The 13,188-nt window shown below is 62.5% G+C and carries 9 protein-coding genes; all 9 read right to left on the reverse strand.

The genetic code is table 11. From position 1 onward, the window contains the following. Nucleotides 1-50 precede the first annotated feature (50 nt). Nucleotides 51-3,128, reverse strand: coding sequence for a bifunctional diguanylate cyclase/phosphodiesterase (locus QNJ86_RS08085; protein WP_283832100.1), 3,078 nt, complete (start codon nt 3,126-3,128; stop codon nt 51-53). A gap of 43 nt (nt 3,129-3,171) precedes the next feature. Further along, on the reverse strand, nt 3,172-4,644 hold the full coding sequence (locus tag QNJ86_RS08090) for an extracellular solute-binding protein (protein WP_283832101.1): 1,473 nt from the start codon (nt 4,642-4,644) through the stop codon (nt 3,172-3,174). A gap of 239 nt (nt 4,645-4,883) precedes the next feature. Continuing rightward, nucleotides 4,884-6,029, reverse strand: a complete 1,146-nt coding sequence (locus QNJ86_RS08095) for a lysylphosphatidylglycerol synthase transmembrane domain-containing protein (protein ID WP_283832102.1) — start codon at nt 6,027-6,029, stop codon at nt 4,884-4,886. Between the two features lie 48 nt (nt 6,030-6,077). Beyond that, nucleotides 6,078-7,229 carry an ATP-grasp domain-containing protein gene (locus tag QNJ86_RS08100; RefSeq protein ID WP_283832103.1) on the reverse strand — a complete coding sequence of 384 codons (1,152 nt, stop codon included), beginning with the start codon at nt 7,227-7,229 and terminating at the stop codon, nt 6,078-6,080. Beyond that, nucleotides 7,226-8,743 carry a lysylphosphatidylglycerol synthase transmembrane domain-containing protein gene (locus QNJ86_RS08105; protein WP_283832104.1) on the reverse strand — a complete coding sequence of 506 codons (1,518 nt, stop codon included), beginning with the start codon at nt 8,741-8,743 and terminating at the stop codon, nt 7,226-7,228. Before QNJ86_RS08105 ends, QNJ86_RS08100 begins: the two co-directional genes overlap by 4 nt. A 188-nt stretch (nt 8,744-8,931) precedes the next feature. Continuing rightward, complete coding sequence (locus QNJ86_RS08110) at nt 8,932-9,789, reverse strand: DnaJ domain-containing protein (RefSeq protein ID WP_283832105.1); 858 nt, start codon at nt 9,787-9,789, stop codon at nt 8,932-8,934. A gap of 355 nt (nt 9,790-10,144) precedes the next feature. Further along, nucleotides 10,145-11,719: a bifunctional phosphoribosylaminoimidazolecarboxamide formyltransferase/IMP cyclohydrolase gene (gene purH / locus QNJ86_RS08115; protein WP_283832106.1), complete on the reverse strand. Its 1,575-nt coding sequence runs from the start codon at nt 11,717-11,719 to the stop codon at nt 10,145-10,147. 342 nt (nt 11,720-12,061) lie between these two features. Continuing rightward, nucleotides 12,062-12,553 (reverse strand): YbhB/YbcL family Raf kinase inhibitor-like protein, encoded by a 492-nt coding sequence (locus QNJ86_RS08120; RefSeq protein ID WP_283832107.1) that lies wholly within the window; start codon nt 12,551-12,553, stop codon nt 12,062-12,064. Beyond that, nucleotides 12,550-13,188 (reverse strand): cysteine hydrolase family protein, encoded by a 639-nt coding sequence (locus QNJ86_RS08125; protein WP_283832108.1) that lies wholly within the window; start codon nt 13,186-13,188, stop codon nt 12,550-12,552. Before QNJ86_RS08125 ends, QNJ86_RS08120 begins: the two co-directional genes overlap by 4 nt.

A 13,188-nucleotide genomic window follows, 5' to 3' on the forward strand; every position in this document is an offset into this window, starting at 1 on the left:
TATGCGGCCGCCCCGGCAGCGAGGCAAGGGGACCCCGAAGCCCTGAGGCTCTACCGCGCGCCCGACAGACGGCGAATGAGGTCGCGCACTTCATCGGGCACACCCGCGGGCTGCGCCGCGGGCTTCCCCACCAGGTAGCCCTGCACGTAGTCCGCCCCCAGTTCAATGACCACCGCCAACTCGGCCTCGGTTTCCACGCCTTCCGCGATGACGCGAATGCCGCGGTCGTGCGCATAGTGTATAAGATTGCTGGCGATATCGCGATGATCCTTCATGGTATCAATGTCGCGCACAATGCCCATGTCCAGCTTCACGAAATCAACCCGATAGTCCAACAGCGCCGTCTCGCCGTTGTAGCCGCTACCGAAATCGTCAATAGCCAATCGCGCACCCCAGCGCTTCGCCAGGCCCTCCTTATAGAGCGCCATTTCGCGACTGTACTCCGTCTCCGTAATCTCAATCACCAGGCGCCGGAGCAGGGGGCCGAACCGTTTTTGCAGCTCTACCTCGTCGTCGGACGACAGGCGCTGCGTGGCGATGCTGTTCACAAACAGTGTGGTGTCGCCGGCGCACGCGTGGTGGCTGTACTCCTGCAGTGCGCCGAAGAACGTGAGGCGCTCCACCCGGTAGAGTTTCGACTGCGAGCGTGCCAGCATGAGCACGCGATCAGGCGTGGCGATGGACTCCAACCGCGGACGCATGAGCGCCTCGTAGGCCACCACTTCACCCGCACCCGTGTCCACGATGGGCTGGAAATAGTAGTTGACCAGGTTTTCGTCCAGCAGGCGGTTCAGGTCTTCCTTGTTGTTGAGGATGAATGCGCCTTCCTCGTGGCTCTTGCGGTCGAAGCGCAGAAGCGCACCCTTGCGCCGGTTCTTCGCCTCATACATGGCGAAGTCGGCGAACTCGCGCAGGTGGGCGAAATCGGTAGCGTCTTCAGGATAGAACGCCACGCCCACCGAGGCGCGTACCTTCAGCACCGCACCGTCGGGCGCTTCCAGCACGCTGGTGTCGAGCGAGCGCATGAACTCGTCAAACAGCGTCCACGCCTCGTCGATGTCGGCGCAGCGGTCGACGAACACCAAAAACTCGTCGCCTGAAATGCGCGCGCAGTAGCCTTCGTCTGCAAACGAGCGCTCAATGACCGACGCAGCGGCCTTGATGTAATGGTCGCCCCAATCGTGTCCGTACGTGTCGTTGATGTACTTAAGATTATCCAGGTCAAGCATCAGCATGGCACCAAACGCCGGCGGATTGTCCGCCAAGCGATCGGTGACGGTCTGCTCGAACGCGCGGCGGTTGGAAAGGCCCGTCAGCACGTCGTGGTCGCGCTCGTGCTCGATGCGGCGGCGCGTGGCAATTTCGTCGGTCACGTCTTCCACTAAGCCGAACTGGCGTGTGTGGTCGTTGCTTTCCATGGTGACGAGGCGCACCCAGCGCCGCCCCTCGGCATCCGACACCAGCCAGCGGAAGTCCGCTTCGCGCTCAAAGCGATCCGCCAACAACTCCATCGTGTGTTTGAACTCAGCCAGCGGCAAAGAACCGCCGCCCGCCGTACCGCCACCTACAGCGTGCGCTTCCACTTCCCTCACCGTTTCACGCCCCAACACCGCCTCAAGCGTGTCGAAGAAACCATCGGTGAAGGAGGCAGTGCCCGCATCCAAGTTGCATTCGAACGCCGCGATGGAGCGGTCGGACAGCTTGAGAATTTGCGACAGGCGCGAGGCGGCGGTGGCCACCTCGGTACCCAACAGCTCAATGGACTCGGAAAGTTCATCCACTTCCACAATGCCCGTGGACGTAAAGGCAATCGGCTGATCGGGACTGGCGGCACGCACCTCCTGCATGAGGTTGCGCAAGCGCGACGACGACACCCACGCCGTAATAATGGCTATGACCAGGCCTATGGCGAACGAGGCACCCAGCACCTTCAGCAGATTCTCCGACAGCGAGCGCGACGCGGAGAAGAGGTCCGCCTCACGCTCAAGGCCCACGAGCGCCCAATGCTCCGAGGCGAACGGCGAGGTGCTGTCATACAGCTTGATTTCCGCAGACGCAGCACTCGCACGCGGCACCGCGTCGCGATCCGTCGGCTCCACTGCCATGCGGCCCTTGTCATCGACAACGGCTTCAAACGATTCATTGTCCACATACAGGCTTTGAGACGCGCCGGTAGCCGTTAGCACATCGTAAAAGCGCGGGCGTCCCACCAGCGGCACCGCGCCGCCATCGCGCGCGAAGCCGCCGTCCTCGTTCGTGATGGTAAGAAGGTAGGACCCGTTGCCTTCCTCGTTCAAGTCGCGATACGGGAAGAACGATGCCACACGGTCGAGGCGCACTTCCACGCCGAACACGCCCACCACATCCCCCGCCGCATTCTTCACGGGCTTGCTGTAGGTGATGGACTGCGTGCCGGTCCAGCCCAGGTCAACCGGACGGCCCCAGTAGCCCAAATCGTTCGGATCGGCGTTGGGATACTGCTCAGCCGCGCGCAGCGGCTGGTAAAAAAACGCACTCTGCTCTTCGCCTTCGGGCGCCAAGGGAAACGCCGCCGACCACTGGCTGTCAAGCGCAATGTCCAAGCGCCTCCCCACGCTGATGGGGCACGCCGCCAACAGCAAGTCGGACCCATTCGCCACATCTACCTTGGGGTTTGAGTCGCGCACATAGAATGCCGGAAGCTCTTCGTTTTCCCGCGAGCCATCGCCCAACACCAGGTAGACGCCATCCACCTCGGCGCGGCGCGCCAGCTGCAGTAAATCTTCTGACGTTCTATCAATCACCGTCAGTGCTGTTTCGGATCCCGCCGTCAGCGCGGAGGGAGTCGCGCCTGCTTGCACCAGCACGTCATCAATACGCTCGCTCACGTCATCCAACACCGAGTCAAAATTCGACCAGCGGAAGATCATGTCGTTTTCGAGATACCCCGCGCGACTGATAACCCGCTCGGAAAACAGATCGTACGCATCGGCTTCCATCTGCTCAAGCGTGGCACTCTGCGTGAGCACAAGAGTGCACACCACGCCTTGGATGGCAAGCGCAACGCAAAACGGCACCACCACAAGAGCGCGGAACGTTAGTCCGCGTCGCTTGCCGCGTCGCCCCCTTGCCTGCAAGCCCTTGTTCAAGCCGTGCCGCCTTCCCGGTTTCGTGCGCCCGTGCGCATACGCGCTAGGCGACGACCGCCTGTAACTGCTCCGTCACGTCGGCAAGCCACGCGTCAAGCACCGACTCTTCAAGATACGGCGCTATGGCCTCTGCGGGTGCGGTGCCAGCCTCAATGGCAGCTACGACGGCTGCGCGGTCGGCGATAGCTTTGTTGGACAGCGCTTTTTCAAGCAGAGCGCGTGCCTCGACACCGCCCTTGAACGGCTGATTCGCGTACACACCCGCCTCGATGGTATCCAACGTAGCAGGCAGGTTCGCCAAGTAATTCTGGGAAGCGCCTTCCGCCTCGGCTGCGGCCTGCAAGTTCTCAAGTGTGAGGGCATCCTTCTTCACCGGCACGTACCCGGCGTTGATGGAAAACGCCGTGTTTTGCTCCTTGTCGGTGAACCACTTGAGGAACTCGACACACGCCGTCTCTTTGCGCTCGTCAGACTTGGTTACCACAAAGCCCGCGCCCTGCTGAGGCGCGCAAGCCGTACCGCCTTCGAAGGTGGGGTTTTCCAGCGCGGCCAGCTCAATGGGGTAGCTGGTCTCATCATCCACCGTCACCGTTGTGGGGAAATACACCACTGACGAGGACGACCCCACATAGCACAGCAAGCCGCCCGTCTTCACGGCATCGGAGCGGAACTTGCCCTCGGCCGAAAACCATCCCTGCACCATGGGCACGTAGTAGTTATCCCAAAGCTTTTTGATCGTAGCGCGATCCAGGTCAAGCGTGCATTCGCCACCTTCGATGTTGAAGATATCGTGACCGAGCTGGCGCGAACCGCAAATGAGGTAATTCGCCATAGCATCACGCCCGAAGAACGGCCGGCCGTCGTTCGCCACGTCCGGCGTTTGCGCGTCGGTCCATTCGTAGTAGCGCTGCGCAACGGTGGTGATGCCTTCCACCGTGGAGAGCTCTTCCAGCTGAGAGCCCGTGGCATCGGCAAACTTCTGCCAATCGGTGAGGTTGATCTGCAGCGTTTCGGTTGACTTGCCCACGGGGAACACCTTAAGGCCGCCGTCGCCTGAGAGGTCGCCCTCGGCGAGGAAGCTGTCAACGTACTGGACTTTTTCGTCATCGGTCAGGTAGCTCGACACGTCGGCCACCTTCCCCATGCTATCAATGACCGACGCGGTGTCCGAATACGACAGGAAGGCATCGGGCATGGCGGCGGAGCCCACGAGTTCCTGTGCGGAATCGGTGACGGCTTGTGCCAGATCGTTCACGCCACCTTGACTTGAACTGGTCACCACCACGCCCAGATCCTTGCCACGGCTGGCATTGAACTCTTTCACCAGGTCTTCAAACGCCGTCTGCTGCGTTCCGTTGTAGTACGTCCACAATTCCACCTGAACGGGGTCCGACGGATCGAGCGGGGATGCGGAAGATTCCGGCGCACCCTGCTGCGCGGACGCACAGCCTCCGCAGACAAGCACTCCCGCAACGGCCAGTGCCGCTACTGCGCCCCTCAGTTTGCTTCGCTTCATGTCTCCCCTTTCGAAGGCATCCGCCGCCCCTCATAACTACACCATCTCACTATTCTATAGCATGCGAGCACTTCGCTAAGGCGGAAACCGTCAGTAGACTCTTATTTGAGGGCCGAAAACCCCACTTCATAAGTGGGGTTTTTGCGGGTGGTGACGGCGCGGGGTGGTGGAATGTGCACCGCAGCGTGTGCGAGAGGGGGGGGCGTGACGCGTGCGGGGCGCGCTGCGCTTGGGCCTGATCAGCGCTTTCGCGGGGCCTCTTCGGGCTTGGGGCGCTTCGCGGGAATCACGGGGTCTTCCTTTACGGCATCGAGGCGCTTGGCCTGGCCTTCTACACCGCGCAGGCGGTCGTTTTTGTGCTGCGCACGCACGCTTTTCTTCGCTTCGTGCTTAAAGGTTTTGGTGGTTTGGATGAGGATGGCCCCAATGAGAAACGGCATCCAGAACACGATGCCGCGGTACACGAGCGCAATGGAGAGGCCAGCCGCGCTTGACACGCCGAACGACGTGAACGCCACCACCACGGCCGCTTCCACCACACCCACGCCCTGCGGCGTGATGGAGATCATGGCAAACAGGGTGGCCACCACGTATCCGCAGATGAGCGCCTCAGGCACGGTCACGCCGAAGCCCACGCCCACCAGCGTAAAACACGCGAGTTCGCACGACGAGGCCACAATGGAGCAGCCGAACGTCTTGGCCGTAGCCTTCGGATTGTGCGCGATAAGCCCCGCCGCATCCGAGAACGAGCACACCGTACGCTCCACCCACGGGTCGAGCGGGCCTTTCTTGAAGCGGGCGCGGATGCGGTCAACCAGCCGCTCGATGGGACGCAGCACCCGCAACACAAGCGCCGGCCGCTTGCGACCCAGCACCAGTACCAGCACCATGGCCGCCACCAGCGCAATCACCAGCAACCCCAACAAAAACCAGAGCGGCGAGAGCCCCACCGTGAACGCGAGGATGGCAAAGCCTATGAGCATGATGGTGGCGAACCCCGTGTCCACGGTAATCTGCATGAGCAGCGCCGCACTGGTAGCTTTACCAGGTGCAATGCCGCGCCGCCGTGCGTCGTCCACCACCAGCGTGGTGCCCGCCAGGTTGAGCGAAGGCGCAATGGTGTTCATGAAGAATGTGCCGAACACGAGCGGTAGCGTGCTGCGCGGGTCCATGTGCTCGTCCACCGCCTCAAAGGCAAACGAGTAGGCGAAACTTTGCGCGAAGTATTTCCCCAGCTGAGTACAAAGCGCCGCTACCAGCGGAATGGCCGCGCCCTTCTTTATGGTTTCAATCAACTCCACCAACTGATCGCCGCGCAGCAGCACTACCGCCAGTACAATCACAATCACGAGACCTATCAGCAGGTTGCGCACATTCAGCTTCATGACCTGCCTCCGTCCCGTTTCATCGCCCGCGCCTGTACTCCCCCGCGCCTAACGGAGGAACTCCTTCAGGTCGGAGTTCTGCAGGAAGTCCAGCTCAGCCTTCGTTGAGGGGTCGGTTTCCAGGAACAGGAAGCCGTAGCTGCCTACGCGGCGCGCGTCGAACGGGCGCAATTCCAGCACATGCGAGAAGCGCGCACGGAAGTCGTCGTAGTCGAAGCGCTCATCGCCGGTGGCATCGCGCGGGGGGTTCAGCAGCGACATGGTGTACAGCTTGTCGTCCTTTCCGGCGAAGGCCACGTCGAAGTCGGGCGCGTCGTTTTCGAGAAATGCCTGGTACGTGCGGAATCCGTAGGCGTAGTAGCTCACGTCGGTGCCACCTAAGCCTGCGAAGCGCAGCGGGTTAAACTCGATGGGGCTCACATGCCCGTCGTGCACGCGCACCTCCACGTGCACAGGGAAATTGCGGGCACCCACCAGCGCATTTACGCGGTCGAGCCACGCGGCGAAGGCCGGACCGTTTTCGCGCACGATGGCGGCGCTCGTCACATACATACGATCCGAGGTGTCCTCGGGCGAGGAAAAGTCGTGACGCAGCACGTTCAGCACGTGTGCCGCGCCGTTTTCATCAAAGTAGGCGTCGAGCGCGTACTCGGTGCCCTCCAGGTAGCCTTCCAGGATGAACGACCCGGAGCCGATGACGCTTTCAGGATACCTATCGTGCCATGACGAGGCGTTTTTCTGAATATCAGCCAGCGCGCGCTCCCAGTCCTCGCGGCTGTGGATGGCGTACACACCCACACTGCAAAAGCCCACGGAAGGCTTGAGCACAAAGGGCAGGGGCAGGTGCTCGAAGTCCAGCTTGAAGAGTTCGTCGATGGAGCAGGTCTTGAAGAACAGGTCGGGGTCGAGGCCCGCCAGCGCGCGGCGCATGGCCGCCTTGTCCTTGAAGAGCTCGATGGCGCGCACGAGGCCCGCGTTGCTTGCGTTCTCAACGATCCACGCAAGCGCGTTTTCGGAGTTCGTATACACACGCTCACCTGCGTCGATGCGACGCGTAGCTTCAGCGGCATCCACGAGAGTGAGACCGTGGCCGCACTCGGCGATGCGGCGAGACACGGCGTTATCAAGCACGGGATGGCCCGACGCCTCCAGCCAGTCAATCAAGGGTTCGGACACATAGGGCTCGTCGAGCACGATCATGACGGTTGTTCCTCCTTCTCGAAGTCCTCTCCGGAAAGTATACTCTCGCCCTCAACCTGTTGCTTGATGAGGGCTCCCTTTTCGGCACGCTGTTCCCAAGTTGTTGCGGTTGGGTCGTCGTTCGGGCGCAGGGTGGTGCGACCGAACGTGAGTGGGCGGTCGAATGCGGCGCGCTTCCAGAAGAGCCATACCGCCAGTGCCACCGCCGCAAGCGCCACCTGCCACGTGTTTACGTAGAGGAATTCCGCGCCTGCCACCAGCACCAACACGCCTATCGTGAGCGCCCAGGCGGTGCGGAACCGCAGGATAAGGCCCACAGCCAGCACCATCAGAAGCACGCTGCCGCCGATGAGCGCCGGGCCTATGAGCAACCCGCCGATGTTCACCCACGAGGTGAGCATCGTGAACGGCTCGAAGGTTTGTGGAATGAGCGCCATACCCAGGTTTACCGCGCCCACCACCAGCACCAACGTACCGGCAATCCACCCGATATCCTTGCTGCGCTGCTCGTCGGTGGGCGTTTTCTTGTCCGCGAAGAAGCCGGATTGCGACAGCAGCACCGCACCAATGCAGAACGGCATCCAGAACATGATGCCGCGATACACCAGCGCAATGGCCGTGGCCGTGGCGAGCGAGCACGCGTGCGCCGTAAGGATAGCCGCAATGGCCGCCTCCACCACGCCCACCCCTTGCGGCGTGGGGCTTAAGATGACCGAGATGGCCGCCACCGCGAAGGCCGCCACGAGCGGTGCCACGTCTTGAAAGCCGAACGCGTAGCCAATGGCCACAAGGCACGCCATATTGAGAATGGCCGAGAACGACGCGTAGGCCACGGTGATGAGCGTACCCTGCGGATTCTTCGCCAAAATGGTGGCCGACGAGATGAACGAGCTGGCCGTTTTGCGACCCCAGCCTAGCTTGAGGTGCTTCTTCACCAGGCCAATAAGTTTGTTCAGCAGCGACTCAATAACCAGAAACACGCGGAACAGGATGCGCGGCTTGCGATAACCCACCATGAACAGGCCCGACAGGATAATGAGCACGCCCGCGAGCGCGAGACCCCCCACGAGGAACAGCGTATTCATGGAGCCCGAGATGAGCATGGTCAGAAAGCCGATGACCGAGATGACAAGGATGGCCGCGAAGTAGCCGATTTGCGAAAGGATGGCGCCAGAGGTGGCTTGGCCCGCGTTGGCGCCCGAGCGGTGCGCATCGTCGATGATGAACGCGACACCGGTCGCGCCCGAGAACAGGCAAAACGTGTTGATGAACACCAGCGAGAAGATGAGCACGACGTTGTGCCAGAAGCCGGTTTTATGGCCGACGGCCTCGAACGCTGCGTCGTAGGACGCCGCCTGCACGAGATGGCGCGCGAGCATGAGTACGCACGACACGATAATCGGCACGAGCGCGCCGGTTTGGAGGGTATCGAGAAAGCTCGCCAGGTAGTCTGCGTTCGCGATGAGGAAGCACACCGCCACAATGCCAATGACGAGCAGCAGCGCCTTCTTCAACCGACCCCTTCCCGCGACCTGTAGATACAAAGCGGTAAGTATAGCATGAGCCCGTGGATGCGCGATGGAGGCGCGGGTGAGGTGGGCGCACGGGCGAGATGAGGTTGGCGCGCGGCGCGAGGGTAAGGCGGGCGGGCGGCATGCGAGGGGTGCGAGCGCGGCGCGATGGTGCGCGCGGGGCAGGAGGACTACTTCGTCGCCTTGCCGGCCGCCTGCTTCGCGGCGCGCCAGGTGGCAATACTGGTGCGCAGGTTCGACACGTCGAAGGCAAGCGCAATAAAGAACGCCACGGCCAAAGCCACCGTCACGCCTCCCTGACGAGGGGCAATAAGGAATACAAAAGGAATGCCCACCACAGCAAGCGGCACCAAAAGTCCAATCAGGCACGATCCCACACGTTTCCAAAGGCCAAGGATCACCGAGGCCATTACGTAGAGAAACAAGCCCGTAGGCGCTGAGCCGAGCACGGCCAGCAGCACGAGGACGGCCGCCTTCGCGGCCACACGAGTCACTTCTGCTTTAAGGTTGCGCTCGGATTCGGCCAGCACCTCGGCCGGCGTGCGCTGCGGCTGTGCGGCATAGAACGGCGCGAAGGGGTCGAACCCTTCGAAGGGATTCGCGCCCACACCTGCCGAGCGACCGCCCTCACCCGCCGTGTGCACGCCATCCCACGACGTCCATACATAGGTAGTGGTGCGTCCCTGACCAAACGGCCAACCAGCAAAGGGGTCAGGCGGGGTGTTACCGCTCTGCCCCGCTGGACGCCCGGCTCCGGTGCCAGAATAGGTGGGATGCGCATACGGGTTCGCATAGGGCCGCGCGTCGCGGCGCGGATCGAACTCGGGTGTCCACGAGCGATTGAGCAGCACGTCGCGCGCCTCATTGATGCGCTTGGTGAGTTCCTCGGCGTCGGTGTGTTCTTTGGAACCAAGCGGAAACTTGTCGGGGTGATGCGCAATAACCAACTTACGGTGAGCCCGTTTCACCTCATCATCGGTCGCCCCGTCAGACAACCCCAGTATCTTAAGCGCTTCAGATTTCTTCATGAGGCCACTTTACGGGAAAGCAACGTCCCGCACGTTTGACACCCCCACCCCGTTGCCATGCCGTCAAAGAACATCCACAAACGAGAGAGAGGATTGGTAGGTTGAGAGCCCCAGGTTGGCGTTGTAAGCCAGCAAAGGATGCTCTGGTGCTCGAGATTCGCGGGATGGCGAAGAGTAGTCACAACGCGGCGCTAGTCCCCAAGGAAAAGGATCCCGTGTGGTGTCAGCTGGAAGACTTCCTGCTATCGCCGCTCGGGATCCTTCCCCTGCGGGACTAGCTTCGCGTCGCGACTACGCGCCTGGCGGCGCTCAGGATGACAGGGGGTTTCGGCGGCCGCAGCCGCCGAAACCCCATTTAGTGACGGAAATGACGGTGACCCGTAAACACCAGAGCCACGTTCTGCTCATCGGCGGCGGCGATAACTTCCTCGTCGCGGATGGAGCCGCCGGGCTCGATGACGGCGGTCACGCCCGCTTGAGCGAGCGCGTCAAAGCCATCGCGGAACGGGAAGAAGGCATCGGAGGCTGCCACGGCACCTTCGGCCTTTTCTCCTGCCTGCTCCACGGCGATGCGAGCGGAGTTCACGCGGTTGGGCTGGCCGCCTCCCACGCCCACGGTCGCGTAATCCTTAGCAATAAGGATAGCGTTCGACTTCACCGACTTGCACGCCTTCCAGGCGAACAGCAACTGCTCCATTTCCTCCGGCGTGGGCTGACGCTTGGATGCCACCGTGAATGCCGAGGTGTCCTCTGCCACAGCATCGGAGTCCTGGCACAAAAGGCCGCCTTCGACGGAGCGGTACTCCACTTCCCCACCAGCCGGGTTCACGCCACCGGTGGAAAGGAGGCGCGCATTCTTCTTGGCACTGTACATGTCCAGCGCGTCGCCCGCAAATTCGGGCGCCACGATGGCTTCCACAAACTGCTTGTTCTCGAAGATAGCTACCACAACGTCGCTGGTCACGGGGCGGTTGAACGCCATGACGCCGCCGTAGGCACTCACCGGGTCGCACGCGTGGGCGCGCTGGTAGGCGGCCACGAGGTCGTCATCCTGGCACACGCCGCAGGGTGTGAGATGCTTCACGATGACACAGGCCGGGCCCTCGAACTCGCGGACGGCCGTCCAGGCAGCGTCGAGATCGAGATAGTTGTTGTAGGACAGCTCCTTGCCCTGGTGCTGCTTCGCGTGCGCGAGCGAGTGCTCAGCGTTCGCGTAGTCGTCGCGGCGATAGAACGCGGCGGCCTGATGCGGGTTCTCGCCGTAGCGCAAATCCTGTACCTTGGTCAGGCGAACCGTGCGCTCAGCAGGGAATTTCCCGTCGCCTTCGCCTTCCAGCTGCGCGCCCATCCAGGCGGCAATGGCGCCGTCATATGATGCCGTGGTCTGGAACACATCGAGCGCCAGTTTCGCACGCGTCTCACGCGTAGTGGCGCCGCCGTTCGCACGCATCTCGGCCAGGATGGCGTCGTAGCTTTCCGGGCGCGTAACCACGGCCACACTCTCAAAGTTCTTCGCAGCGGAGCGCAGCATGCTGGGACCGCCGATGTCGATGTTCTCGATGCACGTGGCGAAGTCGGCGCCGCTTTCCACCGTCTTCTCGAAGGCGTAGAGGTTCACCACCACCATGTCGATCATTTCGATGCCGTGCTCAGCCGCCTGAGTCATGTGATCCGCGTTGTCGCGCTTGGCCAGAAGGCCGCCGTGCACGCGCGGGTGCAGCGTTTTCACACGCCCGTCCATCATCTCGGGAAACTGCGTCACGTCGTCGATGGGGGTAACGGGCACGCCAGCGTCTTTGAGCGCGCGGGCGGTACCTCCCGTGGAGATGATCTCCGCGCCGAATTCCTCCACGAGTGCGCGGGCGAAGTCCGCGACGCCCGTCTTGTCCGTCACGGACACGAGCACGCGCTTGACCTTAGGATTGCTCATATGGCCTTACATCCTTTCCTCTCGTCTCTCGACCGGACGACGGCGCCGTCCGACCTTTGCGCGATCATGGTACCATCTGCGCGCACCGAGCAGCAGCGCGACATGGGCGTATTCCGCAAACGCGCACGGGGAAGGGATCGGCGAGCAGCAGAGCAGTAACGAGCAACGTGAAATATCCAACTTCGCGGCGCAGATCGCGTCTTTTGTATGGATTTGGCCGATATACCGAGCCACCGCACGAACAGCTTCCATCGTTTTCCCAGATCTCGTTTCATGGGTACGGTTTTTGAGCACGGAAACCCATGCACAAGGGAGTCCGTGCCAGTTCGGGCCGATTCTCCGTCAGATGTCGGACGACGGAACGTCCCGGCGCCGGAACGTTCCCGACAGCGTGGCCGTCTGCAGGACGTGACCCTCGATGGCTTGCAGTACGTCGGCGCGGCGACCGCTCGGCGGCACATCGACGAGGCAGTCGACCGCGTACACAGTGAACGTGTAGACGTGCTCGGAGCGGAACGGGGGCTTCGGTCCCTTGTAGCGATGTCGTCCGTAGGCGCGCCCCTGCACGGCGCCGCCGAGTGACGCGACGCGCTCGCCCGGCGGCACGGCCCCCGGTACGACGTCGGCCGCGGGAACGTTCCAGATCACCCAGTGGTTGTAGTTCGGGAACAGCGGATGCGAGGCGTCGTCGAACGTGACGACGAGGGACGCCGCGCGCGGGTCCACGCCGGAGAGCCGCAGCTCGGGCGACCAGTCGGCCCCGAGCGGCGTGTGCTCGACGGGAATCCGGCCGCCCTCCGCGAACGCGGGGCTCGTGAGCGTCAAAGAACTCATCGCGCGCCTTCCCCGAACGCGCGCACCACGTCATCCGCGCACGTCACGTGCGCGTAGCGGTTGTGCCAGATGTGATTGGCGAAGTAGGTGGTGAGTGTGTCGCCGGGGGCGAAGTCGGTGTCGAACGTGGTGACGGCTTCGCGCGGGATGGTTACGTCATAGCCAAGCTCGAAGGCCACCTTCACGGACACGTCGAAGCAGAATTCCGTTTGCATGCCGCAGAGTACGAGGCGATGAGCGCTGAGCGCTTGGAGGCGCTCGTGTAGGTTCGTTTGACGGAATGCACTGTTGAAGCGCTTGTTAATGATGGCTTCGTTCGCGCGCGGCGCCACGGCGGAATGCTCACGCCAGCCATCAGAACCGCGTTCAAGCTCGTCGCCTGGCCCGCCGTCGTGGCGGACGTGCAGCACCGGCACGCCCGAGCGGCGTGCGGCATCGACCAGCGAGGCCACGGCCGCGAGGAATCGCTCCTCGTTCGCCGGGTGGGCGTTCACGAGCGCCTGTTGCACGTCGATGACGACAAGGGCGTCGTACGCGGCGGGCTCGCACGTCGCGTCAGCAGCGCCCATCACGTCAGAAGCGTTCGCCGCGTCCAAGGCCTCCAGCTCAGCCCCCGTGTTCTCCCCTTCTTCCAT

Source organism: Gordonibacter faecis, assembly GCF_030077735.1.
Lineage (GTDB): Bacteria > Actinomycetota > Coriobacteriia > Coriobacteriales > Eggerthellaceae > Gordonibacter > Gordonibacter faecis.